This window comes from Burkholderia sp. IO2, from assembly GCF_029522185.1.
GTDB lineage: Bacteria > Pseudomonadota > Gammaproteobacteria > Burkholderiales > Burkholderiaceae > Burkholderia > Burkholderia cenocepacia.
The window spans coordinates 1-17,859 of record NZ_JAKWFH010000015.1; the positions used below are offsets into that span (position 1 = coordinate 1).

Below are 17,859 nucleotides of genomic sequence, written 5' to 3' on the forward strand. Positions count from 1 at the left end.
GACCAGCACGGCAACCGTGCGTTTTGTACTCAGTCACGGGCTCCAACACCCAAGCGCGGGGCAAACTGCACGGTCTCGTCTGGCTACCACCAGACTTTACCGTACTGGTCAGTACTGAACATACAAGCGTCGTCGCGGCATGGTCGCCGCGCGGGCCGATCGGCCCTGCGGCGCGCCGTGAGGGATCGATGCAGGCCGCGCGCAATGCCGGCCTTCGCGCGCATGCCTTGCCGCAGCAGGGCGTGCGCGCAAATCGTCTGACTGTTCTAAACTTCCTTTAACTTCGCGCGGTCGCACACGCGCTGTCGCGAACCGACTGACCGAACGGAACCGTCTTCCGCAGGCTATGTCCGATTTCCTGGCTGTTCCGTGCAACGCGGTACCAAGGAGGGTCTGAACATGGCAAGGCATCTTCAAGCCGACCGTGAGCCCCGCATCGTGGCCGAGTCCAAGTGCCTCGGCCAGTGCGATCCGGCAGAACGCATTCACGTCACGATCATGTTGCGGCGGCAGGAAGAAGGGCAACTCGATGCATTGGTTCACCAGCTCGCCACCGGCGACGCCCGCGCAAAACCGGTGTCGCGCGACGCTTTCGCGCAGCGTTTCTCCGCCAATCCCGACGACATTCGCAAGACCGAGGCGTTCGCGCGACGTCACCAGTTGACGGTCGATCGCGTCGATCCGGTCGAAAGCGTCGTCGTGCTGTCCGGCACGATCCGGCAGTTCGAAACCGCGTTCAGCGTGAAGCTCGAGCGTTTCGAGCATCGTTCGATCGGCCAGTACCGCGGCCGCTCGGGCCCGATCGCGCTGCCCGACGAGCTCGGCGATGCGGTGACGGCCGTGCTCGGCCTCGACAGTCGCCCGCAGGCGCGGCCGCACTTCCGCTTCCGTCCGCCGTTCAAGCCGGCGCGCGGCGCGGCGGCCGTCACGTTCACGCCGATCCAGCTTGCGTCGCTGTACGACTTTCCGGCCGGCGACGGCGCGGGGCAATGCATCGCGATCATCGAGCTCGGCGGCGGCTATCGCGCGGCCGACATCCAGCAGTATTTCCGCGGGCTCGGCATCACGACACCGCCCAAGCTCGTCGACGTGAACGTCGGCACCGGCCGCAATGCGCCGACCGGCGAGCCGAACGGCCCGGACGGCGAAGTCGCGCTCGACATCGAAATCGCCGGCGCGATCGCACCGGCCGCGAAGATCGCCGTCTACTTCGCGCCGAACAGCGACGCAGGCTTCATCCAGGCCGTCAACGCGGCCGTGACCGACAAGACGAACCAGCCGTCCGTGATCTCGATCAGCTGGGGCGGCCCGGAAGCGATCTGGCAGGCGCAGTCCGCACACGCGTTCAACCGCGTGCTGCAGGCGGCCGCCGCGCAGGGCATCACCGTCTGCGCGGCGTCCGGCGACAGCGGCTCGGGCGACGGGTTGCAGGATGGCGCCGATCACGTCGACTTCCCCGCGTCGAGCCCGTACGTGCTCGGCTGCGGCGGCACGCAGCTCGACGCGCTGCCCGGGCAGGGCATTCGCAGCGAGGTCACGTGGAACGACGAGGCGTCGGGCGGCGGCGCGGGTGGCGGCGGCGTCAGTGCGCTGTTCGACCTGCCGGCGTGGCAGCAGGGGCTGAAGGTCGCGCGCGCCGACGGCAGCAGCACGCCGCTCGCGAAGCGCGGCGTGCCGGACGTGGCCGGCGACGCGTCGCCGCAGACGGGCTACGAAGTGTCGGTGGCCGGCACGCCCGCGGTGATGGGCGGCACGAGCGCGGTCGCGCCGCTGTGGGCCGCGCTGATCGCGCGGATCAATGCGGCGGCCGGCGCGTCGGCCGGCTGGATCAATCCGGTGCTGTACAAGCATCCGGGCGCGCTGCGCGACATCACGAAAGGATCGAACGGCACCTATGCGGCCGCGTCGGGCTGGGACGCGTGCACGGGGCTCGGCAGCCCGAACGGCGCGCAGCTCGCCACGATCCTCGCGCGCAAGCCGTCGAGCTGACGCGCCGGCGCACGCCTTTCCGTTCGACGCGGGTGGTCTGCCGCGTCTTTTTTCACCTCCAGGAGCAGCACGATGGGCATCGATTCCGCATCTTCCGGCGGCGTGTATCCGCTGCATCACGGCGACCACAATTCGCATGGCGTGCCGCCGACCATCAACCCGGTCGCGCTGAGCCACGGCCGCGACCAGCCGTTCTTCGACCCGGTCGCGTACGGCAACGGCCCGGACGATTCGGTGACCGACACGACCGAGGCGGCCGCGATCACGCACCACACGATCCTGATCGACGGGAAACGCATCGCGTACACGGCGACGGTCGGCCATCTGGTGACCGTCGATCCGAGCAGTTCGCAGCCGGCCGCGAAGATTTTCTACGTCGCGTTCACGGCCGACGGCGCGAAGGAGGAAACGCGGCCCGTGACGTTCTTCTACAACGGCGGGCCCGGTTCGTCGTCGGTGTTCGTGCTGCTCGGCTCGTTCGCGCCGAAGCGCATCAAGACGTCGATGCCGGGCTTCACGCCGCCCGCGCCGTACCAGATCGAAGACAACCCGGACAGCATGATCGACCACAGCGACCTGGTGTTCATCAACCCGGTCGGCACCGGCTATTCGGCGGCCGTCGCGCCGAACAAGAACCGCGACTTCTGGGGCGTCGACCAGGATGCGAATTCGCTGAAGCAGTTCATCAAGCGCTACCTGACGAAGAACAACCGCTGGAATTCGCCGAAATACCTGTTCGGCGAATCGTACGGCACCGCGCGCAGCTGCGTGCTCGCGTACAAGCTGCACGAGGACGGCGTCGACCTGAACGGCGTCACGCTGCAATCGTCGATCCTCGACTACCGGCAGGCCGGCAACCCGGTCGGTACGCTGCCGACCGCCGCGGCCGATGCGTGGTATCACAAGAAACTCGGCATTAAGCCGCCGCCGAGCGATCTCGGCGCGTTCGTCGAGGAGGTCGCGCAGTTCGCGCGCACCGACTACCTGAGCGGGCTGCGCGCGGTGCCGCATGCGAACCCGGCCACCGTGCAGAAACTGTCGCAATACACGGGCATCGATACGGCGACGCTGCAGTCGTGGGGGCTGAATATCGCCGGCTACGACGCGCGCGGCAATTCGCTGTTCCTGACGACGCTGCTGCATGCGCAGGGGCTCGCGCTCGGTTCGTACGACGGTCGCGTGACCGGGATCTCGTCGGGTATCGCCGGCAAGATCGACCCGAATTCGGGCGGCAACGATCCGACGATGACGGCCGTGACGGGCGTCTATACGGCGATGTGGAACAGCTACCTGAACGAGCAGCTGAAGTTCACGTCGAATTCCGCGTTCACGGACCTGAACGACCAGGCGTTCCAGAACTGGGATTTCAGCCACATCGACCCGACCGGCGCGCAGCAGGGCATCGATGCGCAGGGGAACGTGATCCTCTACACGGCCGGCGACCTCGCCGCGGTGATGGCGTTGAACGTCGACCTGAAGGTGCTGTCGGCGAACGGCTTCTACGATTTCGTCACGCCGTTCTACCAGACCGTGATCGATCTGCAGCAGATGCCGCTGGAGGACCAGAAGGTGCGGCAGAACCTGTCCGCGCGGTTCTATCCGTCGGGGCACATGGTGTATCTCGACGGTGGCTCGCGCACCGCGCTCAAGCGCGATCTCGCGACGATGTACGACGCGACGGTCAGCGATACGGGCGCGCGGATGCGGATTCGTGCACTGCAGGCGAAGAAGACGGGCGGGCACGCGTAGCGTTGCCCGTCCCGAGCGTGCCGCGCGCGGCCGTGACGGTGCGCGCGGCGGTATGTCGGTAGCCGGGGGCCGGCTTACGCGGCCGGCCAGTCGAACATCGTGTACGGCAGCGCGCGCTTGTGGCGCGAGCCGTCGTAGAAGCGCAGCACCGTTTCGTAGACGCGGTCGGCGACCGGCTTGCCTTCGAGGAAATCGTCGATCTCGTCGTAGGTCACGCCATACGCGTGCTCGTCCGGGCGCAGCGGGCGCAGTTCCTCGAGGTCGGCCGTCGGCACCTTCATCACGATCAGCTCCTCGCCGCCGAGCGCGCGCGCCACCCCGCGCACGCGGCGCTTGTTCAGGCCCGCGAGCGGCAGGATGTCCGCGCCGCCGTCGCCGAACTTCGTGAAGAAACCCATCAGCGATTCGGCCGCGTGATCGGTGCCGATCACGATGCCGCGCCGTGCGCCGGCCACCGCGTACTGCGCGATCATGCGCTCGCGCGCCTTGATGTTGCCGTGCACGAAATCCTGTTGCGCCGGGGTGTCGAATGCGTGGCCGGAGGCGACCAGCGAACGGAGCATCGCATCGGCGGCCGGCTTCACGTCGACCGTCAATACCTCGTCCGCGCGCACGAACGCCAGCGCACGCTGTGCATCCTCTTCGTCGTTCTGCACGCCGTTCGGCAAGCGCATCGCGATGAAGCGCGCATCGTAGCCGTCGGCGCGCAGGTGCTCGACCGACAGTTGCGCGAGCCGGCCGGCCGTCGACGAATCGACGCCGCCGCTGATGCCGAGCACGTAGGTCCGCAGGCCGGTCGAACGAAGGTACTGCGCGAGGAAATCGACGCGGCGGTCGATTTCGGCTTCGGCGTCGAAGTGCGGGGCGACGTTCAGTTCGGCAATGATCGCGCGTTGGCGGCTGGCGTAATCGGCGGATGTCATGAAGGAAGTTCCGGAACGAAATGCAAGGCGCCCATCATAAGCGCAATCGTGGTGTGCCGCCGCGCCGGGCCGGCGATCCGGCGGTTTTGCGTTGCATCGACGAGACGCGGCGCATCGCCGTGGTGCACGGTGCGCCGGGCGGGGGCAGGATGCCGCGCGAAGGGCGGCCGGGTAGGCGCCCGGGGGCGGCGTCAGCGCCGCGCGAGCACGACGCCCACCAGCGCGAGCGCGAAGCCGGCGAGCTGGATCGCGGCGAGCGTTTCGCCGAACAGCCCGTAACCCTGCAGCGCGGCCAGCGGTGGCGCGAGAAACAGCAGCGACGTCGCGCGTGCCGCATTGCCGCGCCGCAGCATCCACATCAGCATCGTGACCGCGCCGCCGGACAGGAACACGACGCCCCACACGAGCGACACCCACAGCGCCGGCGCGTCAATCCAGCGGGTTTCATGGAGCAGCAGGACGAACACGGCCGCGACGATCGCCGCGCCGAAATTCTGCACGGCGACCGCGGTGCGCAGGTCGCTCTGCGCGAGCTTGCCTTTCTGGTACAGCGAGCCGGCGGTGATCGACCCGACCGCGAGGACCGACACGGCGACGACGAGCCACGCCGGCGCGGCGCCCGGCGGCGGTGCGACGCCGCCCGTGACCTTCGGCGCGAGCACGAGCGCGACGCCGGCCAGCCCGAGCGCCATGCCGAGCCAGCCGCGCGCGGGCAGGCGTTCGTTGAACAGCGGGACCGCGAGCACGGCGGTGGCGAGCGGCTGCAGCGCGCCAAGCAGCGCCATCACGCCCGCATTCAACCCTTGCGCGACGGCCCAGTAGCTCGCGCCGAGATAGACGCCTTGCAGCAGCGCGCCGGCGATCAGGTGGCGCGGCCATTCGCGGCGGGCCGGCCACGGCGCGCGCGCGACGAGCGCGACCACGCCGAACAACGCGGCCGTGCCCGCGAAGCGCGCGAGCAGGAACAGGTTCGGGTCGGCGTAAGGCTTGATTGCCCGGGCAACGATGAAGCCGGTGGACCAGAGCGCGACGAAGGCGGCGGCGACGATCGAGGTAAGCATGCGTGACGGGCCGCGAGGCGGCCGGACAGAACCGGAAAGTCGGCCAGTATCGGACGAAGCGGTGCCGGCGTCTTGTCGAATCCTGCACTCGTGCCACGCGATGCGTGATCGTGCCGGCGGTCAGCGCGCGCCGGATGTGTGGTGCCGTGGGGATGCGTGCCCCGCACGCCGCTGCGCGGAGGGGCGCGCAGCGGCGACGATCAGTCGATCGAGAACGTGTCGAGCGGCTGGTTGGCGCGCGCGTCGGTCGCGAAGCGCGCGGCGAGCTGTTCGTAGAGCCGGCGCGCTTCGTCGAGCGTCAGGTCGATCCAGTACGGATCACCCGCCGCGTCGTTGAGGCGTTCCGGCGGAAACTGGATTTCGATCACACTGCCTTTGCGATACATGGCGCGAGCCCCTTGGTTGGTCGTTCGGCGAAGCGCAAAGTGTAGCGCCCGCCGCCGCACGGATTCGCGCGCGCCGGACAATACTGAATTTCGCTTTCGGGAAACGCGCCGGCCGCGCTTCCCGGCGTCGTCAAATGGTCGTCAAACGTCCGTAATACAATGGCTGGCTTACCCATTACCAGTCGCCTCGGGCGCACACGCGATGCTGGCGGAACAACGTCATCAATACATCCTGTCGGAGCTCGGACGATCGGGCGCGCTGTCGGTCGCGGAACTCGTGCGTTCGCTCGACGTGTCGCGCGAAACCGTGCGGCGCGACCTGAACGCGCTGGCCGCGCGCGGGCTGCTCGTGATGACGCACGGCGGCGCGCTGGCCGCGGATCGCCGCGAGCCGAGCCTGTCCGAGCGCGAGGCCGCGAACGCCGACGCGAAGCGCACGATCGGGCGGCGCGCGGCCGAATTCGTGCCCGACGATGCATCGGTGCTGATCGATTCGGGCAGCACGCCGCATGCGGTCGCGCTGGCGCTGGCCGACCGGCACCGGCTGTCGATCTACACGAACGACTGGCGTACCGCGTTCGTGCTCGCGCGGCGCAACGGCAACCGCGTGACGCTGCTCGGCGGCGAGCTGTCCGACGACGAGGACGCCACCTTCGGGCTCGACACGATCCACCAGCTCGCGCAATACCACGTCGATTTCGCGTTCGTCGGCGCCGGCGGCATCACGCCCGACGGCGAATGCACCGATTACTCGCGGCTCGCGGCCGAAGTGCGCAGCCGGATGATCGCGGCGGCGGGCACGGCGATCATCGTCGCCGACCATTCGAAATTCGGCCGCGTGACGCCGGTGCGGATCAACGGCGCGGCCGCCGCCCGCTATCTGGTGACCGAGCGCGCGCCCGACAAGGCCGTGCGCCGCGCGCTGACGGCGCGCGGGATCGAGCTGCTCGTGTGCGACTGACGCGCGTCCGACATACAAGGTTCATCGAACGGTCATCGCGCGGGAAGAACCGCCATCGAGACTGACTCATTCACCTCGACCGGCCGTCAGGCCAGGGAGCAACGAATGACCGTCAGCGTGCGCAGCTATCTTTCCCCCACCCTGGTCCTGCTGGCTTTCGACTGGCCCGATGCGGCGTCGCGGTCCGATTTCCTCGGCTTCGCGATCCGGCGCACGCCGGGCTTCTGGTCGGTCGACGGCAAGACGCGTGCGCCGGACAGCTGGCTGCCCAACCGCCTGACGTTCGACGGCCCGGCCGCCGACACGCAGGGCGATGCGCCGACCGATCAGGCGCCGATCCAGAAATTCATGTGGTGGGATGCACGCATCGATCCGCAGGACCGCGACGCGTCGTTCCGCTACGACGTCTATCCGGTCGTCGGCACGCCGGCGAACCTGCAGGTGCTCGACGCGCAAGCCGGCGTGTGCGACGTCGTGCTGCCCGCGCATATCGAGGACGGCATCGGCACGTGGTTCAACCGCGCGGTGGTCAGCTCGCAGGCGTTCGCGAAGCAGGTTGCTGCGCTGGGGCTCGCGCCGAACGAGGCGCCGAGCGCCGCGCAGGCGCTGAAACTGCGCACGTGGCTCGCGAACGACATGGAGCAGGTGTTCGCGCAGATGCTCGATCCGGCGTCGCGCGCGGTGTCGGCCGTCTATCACCTGACCGACTCGCTGTGGGCGCTGCCCGCGTTCGACGCGTTCGGCCGCCGGCACGGCGCAGCGTCGCTCGCGATCGTCTACGACGCGCACACGACGGCGCGCAAGGGCAAGCCGCCGCTGCCGTCGCCGAACCAGCCGGCCGTCGATGCGCTGCAGGGCCTCGCGACGCTCGCGCCGCGCGACCGGACGCACATCATGCACGACAAGTTCATCGTGACCGATGCACCGTCGAACCCGGCGCCCGCGCGCGTGCTGACCGGTTCCGCGAACTTCACGACCGAAGGGCTGACCGAGCAGGCCAACGTGCTGCACGCGTTCGACTCGCCTGCGCTCGCCGCGCTGTACAACGAGCGCGCCCACGCGCTGGCCGGGAATCCGTCGATCGCGGAGACCGCGCGACTGTCGCCGGGCTGGTCGGCGCCGATGACGATCGGCAGCGCGCAGGTGCGCGTCGCATACTCGCCGGAGCCGGCGGGGCAGCGTACCGAGATCGATACGATCGTCGCCGCGATCGCGGCCGCGAAGCATTCGGTGTCGTTCTGCCTGTTCATGCCGACCGACGCGGCGCTGCGCGATGCGTGCTTCGCGGCCGGCGATCGCGGACTGATGATGTTCGGCCTCGTGAACCGGATCAACGCGGCCAGCGCAACGAAGGCCGACGCTGCGCAGCAGGCCGGCCAGTCGCTCGATGCGGCCACGCTCGCGAACCTCGAGCTGTACCACCGCAGCCGCGACAACCACGACGTGATCGATGCGTCGTATTTCTCGCCGGCTACCGTGCCGCAAGGTTTCGAGCCGGAGTTGCGGCTTTTCCCGGGCGAACCGGCGCCGGCCTTTCCGCCCGTGGTGATCCATCACAAGTTCATCGTGATCGATGCGGAAGGCGCGAATCCGGTCGTCTATACGGGCTCGGCGAACATGAGCCGCAATTCCGAGCAGTACAACGACGAGAACCTGCTCGAGATCCGCGACAAGCGGATCGCGGCGATCTATCTCGCGGAATTCCTGCGGCTTTACGAGCACTACCGCGCCCGCGCGCTGGCGATCCACGCGAAGCAGCAGCACGGTACGGGCGCGGGTACGCATGCGCGGCTCGCGCTTGCGCCCGATTCGAGCTGGGCGAAGAAGTATTACGTGGCGGGCAGCCCGGAACAGAAGGCGCGGATCGCGCTGGCGTCGACCGCGCCGACGGACTGATGGGCTGACGCGCCGAAATGCAAAGGGCGCGAACGAGTCGCGCCCCGGCCGGCTGCTGGCGCCGCTTACGCGGCGACGTAGCGGAGCACCGCGTCGGCGATCGTGTCGCGATGGCGCGCGCGCAGGCGCGGCGCCGACGGATCGCGGCCGAACGCGGCGCCGAACGTGTAGCGGTTCGACACGCGATGGAAGCAGAACGAGCTGATCAGCAGGTGCAGGTCGAACGCGTCGATGTCCTTGCGGAACGCGCCGCTGGCCGCGCCGCGCTCGACCAGTTCCTCGAGCGTCTTGATGATGCTGACGTTGCGGTTCTTGAACGACTTGAGCTGTTCGAGATATTTCGCGCCGTGGATGTTCTCGATCGACACGAGGCGCACGAAATCGCGATGCTTGTCGTGGTAGTCGAACGTGAATTCGACGAGACGGCGCATGCCTTCGCGCGGCTCCATGTCGCCGACGTGCAGTTCCTGCTCGAGCGCGCGGATGTCGCCGTACACCTTCTCCAGCACGGCCTCGTACAGGCCTTCCTTGCTGTCGAAGTAGTAATAGAGCATCCGCTTCGTCGTGTTGGTGCGCTCGGCGATCGCGTCGACGCGCGCGCCGGCGAGGCCCATCGCAGAGAATTCCTGCGTGGCGACATCGAGGATGTTGCGCTTGGTTTGCTCGGGATCGTATTTACGCCGCGCATCGGACGCAAGCGCGCGGGTGTCGGACGTGGCGGCCTTGCTTCCTGCTTTCATGTGACTTTATTGTGGTTCGCGGCGGCTTGGAAAAGGCATTCTAGCATGCGGGAAATGGCCGCCCGGCCGACCTTCCGCTCTAATCGGCAAGGCCGCCGGCGCGGTGGTTTCGGCCGTCGCGGGCGCTCAGCGGCGGCAGGACGCGAGCGCGTCGCGGGCCTGGTACGCCGTATACGTGAGCTGCGCGGCGGCGAGTCCGGCCAGCCCGAACGTGCGCGTGAGCCCGAACGCGGCGAAGCCGTCCGGCACCGGCCGGCCTTCGGCCAGCGCGGCGGCGAGCGTCTCGCCGGCCACCGTGGTCGGCGCCATCCCGTGGCCGCCGAAAGCGATCGCGTGCCACACGCCGTCCGCGTCGCGGCCGATCTGCGGCATCTTGTGCCGCGCGTAGCTCATCAGCCCGCCCCACGCGTAGTCGACCTTCACGCCTTCCAGTTGCGGATACACGCGCAGCAGGTCGCGCCGCAGCAGGCGCGCGATCGCGTCGGGGCCGCGGTCGAGCACCGAGATCCGGCCGCCCCACAGGATCCGCGTGTCCTTCAGCGGACGGTAGTAGTCGAACGCGAAGCGCGTGTCGTAGATTGCGTACGGCGCGTCGATCGCATCCGGCAGGCGCGCGCCGAGCGGTTCGGTCGCGATCACGTAGGTCGCGATCGGCAGCACCGCGCGCTCGATGCGCGGCGACACGCCGCGCGCGTAGCCGCCGCCGGCGAACACGACGTCCTTCGCGCGCACCGCGCCCTGCGCCGTGCGCACGACGTACCCGGCGCCGTCGCGGGCGATGTTCAGCGCGGCCGAGCGCTCGTACACGCGTGCGCCGCCGCGCGAGGCGGCCGCCGCGACGCCGAGCACGTACTTGAGCGGATGGAAGTGGAACGCGTTCGGCTCGAACAGGCCGCCGTAATAGCGCTGCGTCTTCAGCCGCTCGCGCAGCGCGCCGGTCGCGACGGGCTCCCATTCGACGCCGAGTTCGTTCTTCATCAGCGTGCGCACACCGTCGAGCCGCGACGGATCGTCGAACCAGTTCGCGAGCATCACGCCCTCGTCGACGATGTCGCAGTCGATCCCGTAGCGGGCGATCCGCGCGCGGATCAGGTCGACCGCGTCGACGGTGAGCCGGTACAGCCGGCGCCCTTCGTCGCGGCCGAGCGTGCGCAGCAGGTCGGCGTTGTCGAGGCTGTAGCCGCCGAACACGAAGCCGCCGTTGCGGCCCGACGCGCCGAAGCCGACCCGTTCGCTGTCGAGCACGACGACGTCGTGCACGCCGCGTTCGACGAGGCCGAGCGCCGTGCACAGGCCGGCGAGGCCGCCGCCGACGATGCAGACCTGCGTATCGATCGTGCCGGTCAGTTGCGGATAGGGCTGGCGGGTAACGGTGGCTTCGTAGAAGTTCTGCATGCGTTTTCGGTGATTCGTGACGGCGGAAAAGCGGACGGCGCGCGTCGATCTTGCCTGAACGCGCGCGCCGCGTCGAATGGGGTTTTCAGCGCAGCGGCCGCCGCGTAGGAGCGGCGGCCGGCGCGTGACCGGGCGTCAGGCGCCCGGCGTCGGGTTGGCCGGACGGGTGACGTAGGCCGGATAGCCGGTATCGGCCTTTTCGGTCGCTTCACGTGTCGTGTTGCGTTCGATCCACGGCGCGATTTCCATGTCCTCGTAGCGCACCAGCCGGCATTTGCGCACGAGCGCGTAGCCGAGCCAGATCGCGAGGAAGAACGGCAGGCCGATGTAGGTCGCGGCGACGCCGGTCCAGTCGATCTGGTCGGCGAGGAACGCCTGGTAGTCCTGGCCGAGCGCGACGACCGCGCACAGCGCGAACGCGAACAGCGGGCCGAACGGGAACCACTTCGACCGGTACGGCAGCTGGTCGAGCCGGTAGCCCTGCTTCAGGAAACCCTTGCGGAACCGGTAGTGGCTGATCGCGATGCCGAGCCACGTGATGAAGCCGGCCATGCCCGACGTGTTCAGCAGCCACAGGTAGACGGTCTTGTCGCCGTACAGCGACGTGAGGAAACACAGCGCGCCGACGGCGGTGGTCGCATAGAGCGCGTTGCGCGGCACGCCGCCGGGCGACAGCTTCGCGAACAGCTTCGGCGCGCGGCCTTCGACCGCGAGGTTGTAGAGCATGCGCGTCGATGCGTACATGCCCGAGTTGCCGGCCGACAGCACGGCCGTCAGGATCACCGCGTTCATCACGCCGGCCGCGAACGCGAGGCCCGCGTGGCGGAACACCAGCGTGAACGGGCTCACGCCGATGTCGGTCACGTCGCTCTTCAGCAGGCTCGGATCGGTGTACGGAATCAGCACGCCGATCACGACGATCGCGAACACGTAGAACAGCAGGATGCGCCAGAAGATCTGGCTCACCGCGCGCGGAATCGTCGTACGCGGATTTTCCGATTCGCCGGCCGCGACGCCGATCATTTCGGTGCCCTGGAACGAGAAGCCCGCGATCATCGCGACGCCGAGCATCGTCGCCCAGCCGCCGACGAACGGCGCGTCGCCGATCGTGAAGTTGCCCCAGCCGGCGCTCGGGCCGCCCTGCATGATCCCGAAGATCATCAGCAGGCCGACGCCGACGAACGCGAGCACGGTCAGCACCTTGATCAGCGCGAACCAGTATTCGGCTTCGCCGAAGCCGCGCACCGACAGTGCGTTGAGCGCGAAGATCAGCGTGAGGAACAGTGCGCTCCACCACACGCCCGGCACGTGCGGAAACCAGTAGTGCATCACGAGCTGCGCGGCGACGAGCTCCACCGCCAGCGTCACGGCCCAGCTGTACCAGTAGTTCCAGCCGAGCGCGAAGCCGAAGCCTTCGTCGACGAACTTCGCGCCATAGGTCGCGAACGAGCCCGATACCGGCATGAACGCGGCCATTTCGCCGAGGCTCGTCATCAGGAAATAGACCATCAGGCCGATCACCATGTACGCAACCATTGCGCCGCCGGGGCCGGCCTGCGAGATCGATGCGCCGGATGCGACGAACAGGCCCGTGCCGATCGAGCCGCCGATCGCGATCATCCGTAGATGGCGGGCCTGCAACGCGCGGTGAAGGGACGGCTTCGCGGGCGGCGAGCCGGACGGGCGGGACGAATCGGGGCGGGCATCTGAATGCATGGCGGGCGCTGGGCGCTGTCTCCGGGATTGTTTTTTCGGTGACGAAGCGCGACGCGTCGCCGGCTCGCGGGCCGGGCAGCGGTGATGCGATGCGAAACCGGCCCGCTGAGCCGGGCCGTGGTGCGTGTCGCCTTCGTCGGTCGTCCGGCTGCCGTGGTGGCGGCCGGCGGCGCGCCGGGTGCGTTGCACCTCGACGTCGCACCGATTGTGTGGGCCCGGTGCACCGGCGGCAAACGATATTTCCGAACAGGGTGATGCGGGATGGTCATCAACTTGGGCCGCGCAGCGATGCGTCCGGGCGGCCTGTTACGGGCTTGGGAAACGTCCCATATCGGCATCGAAACAGCCGCGGCTGGCCAGCGCACTTCTTGCGTTTTGGGAATGAAGTCGTGAGTTAATATCAATAGCGGCCCGACTTGTGGCCATCGACAATGTGTTCATGGATCGTGCCTCGCGAGGCTGGGGCGCGCCGTCCGGCCGGGCTTCCGGCGGCGGCGCAGTGCGATGCGCCGGATGGCGCACCGGCCCGCCGCGCGGCGCATCCGCTTGCACGAGGCGCTCGAACGCGCTCCAATCGAATCACGCGGGCGGCGCTGCCGCCGCATCGATCAATCTGTCCCTGAAGAGGAAGTGATGCAATTCAACGACATTCTTGCCGCGCTCGACATCGATCTCGCCCAGTGGAAAGGCAACGCGCTGACCGCGCGTTCGCCGCTCGACGGCGCGACGCTCGCGACGCTGGCCGTCGACACGCCCGCCGACGCCGAGCGCAAGATCGACGCCGCGCACGACGCGTTCCTCAAGTGGCGCACGGTGCCGGCGCCGGTGCGCGGCGAACTCGTGCGCGTGTTCGGCAACGTGCTGCGCGAGCACAAGGCCGAGCTGGGCCGCCTCGTCACGCTCGAAGCCGGCAAGATCACGTCGGAAGGCCTCGGCGAAGTGCAGGAAATGATCGACATCTGCGATTTCGCGGTCGGCCTGTCGCGCCAGCTTTACGGCCTCACGATCGCGTCCGAGCGCCCGGGCCACCGGATGATGGAAACGTGGCACCCGATCGGCGTGTGCGGCGTGATTTCGGCGTTCAACTTCCCGGTCGCGGTGTGGGCGTGGAATGCGGCGCTCGCGTTCGTGTGCGGCGATTCGGTCGTGTGGAAGCCGTCCGAGAAGACGCCGCTCACCGCGATCGCGTGCCACGTGCTGCTCCAGAAGGCGCTGCGCGAGTTCGACAAGACGCATCCGGGCGTCGCGCCGGCGGAACTGAGCCAGCTGGTGCTCGGCATGCGCGACGTCGGCGAGGTGCTGACGGCGTCGAAGAAGGTGCCGGTCGTCAGCGCGACGGGCAGCGTGCGGATGGGCCAGGAAGTCGCGAAGGTGCTGAGCCAGCGCCTCGCGCGCGGCATCCTCGAACTCGGCGGCAACAACGGGATGATCGTCGCGCCGAGCGCGGATCTCGACCTCGTCGTGCGCGCGGTCACGTTCGCGGCGGTCGGCACGGCCGGCCAGCGCTGCACGACGCTGCGCCGCCTGATCGTGCATCGCAGCCTCGTCGAGCAACTGCTGCCGCGCATCGAGAAGGCCTATGCGTCGGTGAAGGTCGGCAATCCGCTCGAGGAAGGCACGCTGGTCGGCCCGCTGGTCGATCGTGCGTCGTTCGACGCGATGCAGAAGGCGCTGGCCGATGCGCGCGAGCAGGGCGGCGAAGTGAAGGGCGGCGAGCGCGTCGACGTCGGCCACGCGGATGCGTACTACGTGCGTCCGGCCATCGTGCGGATGCCGAAGCAATCGGCGGTGGTCGAGCGCGAGACGTTCGCGCCGATCCTGTACGTGATGGTCTACGACAACTTCGACGACGCGATCGACGTGCACAACGCGGTGCCGCAAGGCCTGTCGTCGGCGATCTTCACGAACGACATGCGTGAAGCCGAGCAGTTCATGTCGGCGGCCGGCAGCGATTGCGGGATCGTCAACGTGAACATCGGCACGAGCGGCGCGGAAATCGGCGGCGCGTTCGGCGGCGAGAAGGAAACGGGCGGCGGCCGCGAGTCGGGTTCGGATGCATGGAAGGCGTATATGCGCCGGGCGACGAACACGATCAACTACAGCCGCCAGCTGCCGCTGGCGCAGGGGGTGAAGTTCGACGTATAAGTGCGGGCGCCCGGCTTGGGCGCTTCGACGTCGAATGAACAGGGCCGGTTGCCGTGGAAGCGGTAACCGGCCCTGGTCGTTTATTGCGATGCGTGCGCCGCGCCGATCGATCGTGAGCGGACCCGCTCGATGGCTCGCCTACGATTCGTGCCGCGTGGCGCCATCGTTCGCCGGCATGTTCTGCACGACCAGCATCTGCGGGCTCGACAGCGTGATCCCCGCCGCGCGCAACTGCTTGAGGATCTCGAACAGCAGATCGCTCTTCGTCGAACTCGCGATCCGCGGGCTCGACACGTAACCCGTCACGCTCAGCGTGATCCCGTCCGGCGCGAGCTGGCTGAACGTCACCGACGGCGCCGGTTTCTCGAGAATCGCCTGATGCGCGCGATACGCATCGAGCAGCAGGTCGCGCACCTGCTCGGGATCGGTGTTCAGCGGGAACGTCAGCACCAGCGTCGCGACGCCCTGCGTGCTGTTGCCCATCGTCACGTTGCGCACGTTCTGCGAGATCAGTTGCGAGTTCGGCACGATCACGGTCGAGCGGTCGCTCAGCTGGATTTCGGTCGCGCGCACGTTGATGCGGCGGATGTCGCCTTCGACGCCCGCGATGCTGACCATGTCGCCCACCTTCACCGGGCGCTCGGTCAGCAGGATCAGCCCCGACACGAAGTTCTTCACGATTTCCTGCAGGCCGAAGCCGATACCGACCGACAACGCGCTGACGATCCACGCGAGATTGTTCCATCTGACGCCGAGCAGCCCGAGCGTCATCAGGACGAGCAGCACGTAGCCGACATTGGTGAACAGCGTGATCAGCGACACGCGCATGCCCGTGTCCATGCCGAGCGCGGGCATGAACTCGCCGTCGAGCCAGCGGCGCAGCGAGCGCAGCAGGTAGAAGCCGATCGCGAAGCCGATCACGGCATTCATGATCCGGTCGGGCATGATGTTCAGACTCTGCAGCCGCTGGCTGCCGATCATCGCGACCGCGCTGTCGAGCAGGTCGCCCGGCGTCGTGCCGAAGCCGCCGGTCACCAGCGCGATCGCCGCGATCAGCATCAGCAGGCTCGTGCCGAAGCCGGACAGGACCGTGCGCGCCTGGTCGAGGTGGCGGTCTTCGAGCGCGAACAGGTGCTTGATCTGCTGGCCCGTCGACAGGCTCGACGAGAACAGGCTTTCGCTCGCGTCGCGCGTCAACTGGATCAGGATGTAGGTCGCGCACAGCACGATCTCGAACCATACGAGCTCGTACGTGATGAAGCGCGCGACCGTGATGTAACCGATCAGGAGGGCGATCAACGACGCGACGATCGCGAGCGTGACGCCGGCGTGGATCAGGCCCGCGAGCGTCGAGCGCTGCTCGGGTGCCTCGCCTGCCGCCGCGAGCGCGGCGCGCGCACGGTTCGCGCGCAACAGCGACGCGCCGACCGTCAGCGCGACGACGAGCGACACGATGCCGCGACCGAACAGCGTGACCGACAGGCTGGTGTCGACGATCCGGTTGATCGATTCGAGCGTGCCCGACACCAGCAGCAGCGCAGCCAGGATCGCGGGGAACGGCTTCATCGCGAGCGCGACCGGATCGGCGAGCGCGGGCAGCCGCCACGACGGATGTTTCGTGCAGAGCAGTGCGCGCCCGAGCCCGGCGATCAGTGCGCAGGTTGCGGCGAGCTTCGCGAACTGGTCCCACAGATCGGTCAGCGACGGCGTGAGCTCGTAATGACGCGCGACGGCGAGGTAGAGGATCTGGATCGCAATGGCCGTCGCGAGGAAGGTCGACAGCGCGGTCGACAGCGCCAGCGCACTGCGGCGCAAGCGGGTGGGCGGCAGGCGGTTCAGCGCGATCCAGGCGAGCCCGCGCTCGATGAGGCGGCGCCCGCCGAGCCATGCCGCGAACGCGGCGATCAGCAGCACCGCGGTGATGGCCCGCTGCCCCGGCACCCACGACGAGCGCAGCATGTCGAACAGTTCGTCGTCGAAATCCTGGAGCCGCTGGCGATCGTCCGGCGACAGGTGGAACAGCGGCAGCCAGAACTGCGCGCTGAAGATGCTGCCCGAACGGAACGCGAGCTGGTTCTTCAGCAGGCTGCGGTGCAGCTTCGCGAACTGCTCGGTCAGGTTCGCGAGGCTCGTCTTCTGGTCGGCGGCCTGCTTCAGCGCGGCGTCGATCTGCGTCTTGCGCGCGTCCAGCGAGGCCCGCTGCTTCGCGACGGCTGGCGTTTCCGGCGCGGCGCCCTCGGCCGGCGGCGGGCCGAGCACGTCGAGTTGCGCCTGGACCTGCGCGCGTTGCGGCGTGAGATCGCTCTGCAGTTTCGCGACATCGGTGCTCAGTTCCTGCGCCGAATCGTCGAGCGCATCCAGCTCCTTGCTGTTGGATGCGGTGGAGGTCTGCTGCTTGATGCGGTCCAGCTCGGCCTGCATCTGCTTGAGCTGCGCGACGGCGTCGGGCAGCGAGATGGCCGGCGCGGTGGCGCCGACGCCGCTCGCGACGGGCGCGGAAGCGGCCGCCGGAAACGCCGACGCGGTCGCGATCGCCGCGAACTGCAGCAGCGCGATCAGCGCGATCCGGCGGGCGTACGTGGAGAGTCGTTGTATGGACATGGAATGCTTACGATTTGCCGACAATGCCGATTGCCGAAAGGCAGCCGGAAGCCGGTAGTTGGCCCGCTAGCATGTTACCGGGGCGCGGAACGCGTGGTTGTCCCGATTGCGTGTTGCGATTCGCGGCGATTCCGGCGGCGCGTGCGTGGGTGAAGCAGCGCGGGAGGCCCGTCATCACCCGCCTGCGCGGCCTGCGCGCGAGGCCGGTGGTAGCGGAACGCCACGCGAACGCGCAGTCGGTGCCGACACACGGTTACGCAAGTTACACATTATCAGGCGCGAAAACGGGGCATCGAA

13 protein-coding genes are annotated in these 17,859 nt (G+C 68.4%); 6 read left to right on the forward strand and 7 right to left on the reverse strand.

Features of this window, described 5'->3' with window-relative positions:
• The 3 genes from MMB92_RS11895 to MMB92_RS11905 form a co-directional block, all read left to right on the forward strand.
• On the forward strand, positions 1–281 hold a 281-nt coding region (locus MMB92_RS11895), incomplete at its 5' end, for a hypothetical protein (RefSeq protein ID WP_212066297.1).
• Between the two features lie 118 nt (positions 282–399).
• On the forward strand, positions 400–1,989 hold the full coding sequence (locus MMB92_RS11900; protein WP_048987877.1) for a S53 family peptidase: 1,590 nt from the start codon (positions 400–402) through the stop codon (positions 1,987–1,989).
• A 72-nt stretch (positions 1,990–2,061) separates the two neighbouring features.
• Positions 2,062–3,738 (forward strand): peptidase S1, encoded by a 1,677-nt coding sequence (locus MMB92_RS11905; RefSeq protein ID WP_058903535.1) that lies wholly within the window; start codon positions 2,062–2,064, stop codon positions 3,736–3,738.
• A gap of 74 nt (positions 3,739–3,812) precedes the next feature.
• Here MMB92_RS11905 and nadE read toward each other — a convergent pair whose 3' ends face one another.
• The 3 genes from nadE to MMB92_RS11920 form a co-directional block, all read right to left on the reverse strand.
• On the reverse strand, positions 3,813–4,661 hold the full coding sequence (nadE, locus tag MMB92_RS11910) for an ammonia-dependent NAD(+) synthetase (protein ID WP_265225550.1): 849 nt from the start codon (positions 4,659–4,661) through the stop codon (positions 3,813–3,815).
• 191 nt (positions 4,662–4,852) lie between these two features.
• Positions 4,853–5,722 carry a DMT family transporter gene (locus MMB92_RS11915; RefSeq protein ID WP_006491114.1) on the reverse strand — a complete coding sequence of 290 codons (870 nt, stop codon included), beginning with the start codon at positions 5,720–5,722 and terminating at the stop codon, positions 4,853–4,855.
• A 200-nt stretch (positions 5,723–5,922) separates the two neighbouring features.
• A complete protein-coding gene (locus tag MMB92_RS11920) occupies positions 5,923–6,108 on the reverse strand; it encodes a hypothetical protein (RefSeq protein WP_006480515.1) in 186 nt (61 codons plus the stop codon).
• A gap of 202 nt (positions 6,109–6,310) precedes the next feature.
• Here MMB92_RS11920 and MMB92_RS11925 point away from each other — a divergent pair, with 202 nt between their 5' ends.
• Both MMB92_RS11925 and MMB92_RS11930 read left to right on the forward strand, forming a co-directional pair.
• Complete coding sequence (locus MMB92_RS11925) at positions 6,311–7,069, forward strand: DeoR/GlpR family DNA-binding transcription regulator (protein WP_006491117.1); 759 nt, start codon at positions 6,311–6,313, stop codon at positions 7,067–7,069.
• Positions 7,070–7,174: 105 nt separating this feature from the next.
• On the forward strand, positions 7,175–8,965 hold the full coding sequence (locus MMB92_RS11930; RefSeq protein WP_006495126.1) for a phospholipase D-like domain-containing protein: 1,791 nt from the start codon (positions 7,175–7,177) through the stop codon (positions 8,963–8,965).
• Between the two features lie 65 nt (positions 8,966–9,030).
• On the opposite strand, the gene MMB92_RS11935 is transcribed toward MMB92_RS11930, so the two are convergent.
• From MMB92_RS11935 to MMB92_RS11945, 3 genes are all read right to left on the reverse strand, one after another.
• The gene (locus tag MMB92_RS11935) at positions 9,031–9,705 is read right to left on the reverse strand and encodes a TetR family transcriptional regulator (protein ID WP_006491110.1); all 675 of its coding nucleotides are present in this window, start codon (positions 9,703–9,705) and stop codon (positions 9,031–9,033) included.
• A gap of 126 nt (positions 9,706–9,831) precedes the next feature.
• Entirely contained in the window at positions 9,832–11,100 is a 1,269-nt protein-coding gene (locus MMB92_RS11940; RefSeq protein WP_048987866.1) for an FAD-binding oxidoreductase, read from the reverse strand.
• 135 nt (positions 11,101–11,235) lie between these two features.
• Positions 11,236–12,720 (reverse strand): amino acid permease, encoded by a 1,485-nt coding sequence (locus tag MMB92_RS11945; protein ID WP_307850622.1) that lies wholly within the window; start codon positions 12,718–12,720, stop codon positions 11,236–11,238.
• A 729-nt stretch (positions 12,721–13,449) separates the two neighbouring features.
• Between MMB92_RS11945 and MMB92_RS11950 the strand changes: the two genes are divergently transcribed.
• Entirely contained in the window at positions 13,450–14,961 is a 1,512-nt protein-coding gene (locus tag MMB92_RS11950; RefSeq protein ID WP_034175147.1) for an aldehyde dehydrogenase family protein, read from the forward strand.
• A gap of 138 nt (positions 14,962–15,099) precedes the next feature.
• Here the strand turns inward: MMB92_RS11950 and MMB92_RS11955 are convergent, their stop codons facing one another.
• Positions 15,100–17,562: a DUF3772 domain-containing protein gene (locus MMB92_RS11955; RefSeq protein ID WP_006491122.1), complete on the reverse strand. Its 2,463-nt coding sequence runs from the start codon at positions 17,560–17,562 to the stop codon at positions 15,100–15,102.
• Positions 17,563–17,859 lie beyond the last annotated feature (297 nt).

Bases quoted from the DNA above. Each gene is read 5' to 3' on its own strand.
- MMB92_RS11900 (WP_048987877.1), top strand. From the start codon at position 400: ATGGCAAGGCATCTTCAAGCCGACCGTGAGCCCCGCATCGTGGCCGAG.
- MMB92_RS11905 (WP_058903535.1), top strand. From the start codon at position 2,062: ATGGGCATCGATTCCGCATCTTCCGGCGGCGTGTATCCGCTGCATCAC.
- nadE (WP_265225550.1), bottom strand. From the start codon at position 4,661: ATGACATCCGCCGATTACGCCAGCCGCCAACGCGCGATCATTGCCGAA.
- MMB92_RS11915 (WP_006491114.1), bottom strand. From the start codon at position 5,722: ATGCTTACCTCGATCGTCGCCGCCGCCTTCGTCGCGCTCTGGTCCACC.
- MMB92_RS11920 (WP_006480515.1), bottom strand. From the start codon at position 6,108: ATGTATCGCAAAGGCAGTGTGATCGAAATCCAGTTTCCGCCGGAACGC.
- MMB92_RS11925 (WP_006491117.1), top strand. From the start codon at position 6,311: ATGCTGGCGGAACAACGTCATCAATACATCCTGTCGGAGCTCGGACGA.
- MMB92_RS11930 (WP_006495126.1), top strand. From the start codon at position 7,175: ATGACCGTCAGCGTGCGCAGCTATCTTTCCCCCACCCTGGTCCTGCTG.
- MMB92_RS11935 (WP_006491110.1), bottom strand. From the start codon at position 9,705: ATGAAAGCAGGAAGCAAGGCCGCCACGTCCGACACCCGCGCGCTTGCG.
- MMB92_RS11940 (WP_048987866.1), bottom strand. From the start codon at position 11,100: ATGCAGAACTTCTACGAAGCCACCGTTACCCGCCAGCCCTATCCGCAA.
- MMB92_RS11945 (WP_307850622.1), bottom strand. From the start codon at position 12,720: ATGATCGCGATCGGCGGCTCGATCGGCACGGGCCTGTTCGTCGCATCC.
- MMB92_RS11950 (WP_034175147.1), top strand. From the start codon at position 13,450: ATGCAATTCAACGACATTCTTGCCGCGCTCGACATCGATCTCGCCCAG.
- MMB92_RS11955 (WP_006491122.1), bottom strand. From the start codon at position 17,562: ATGTCCATACAACGACTCTCCACGTACGCCCGCCGGATCGCGCTGATC.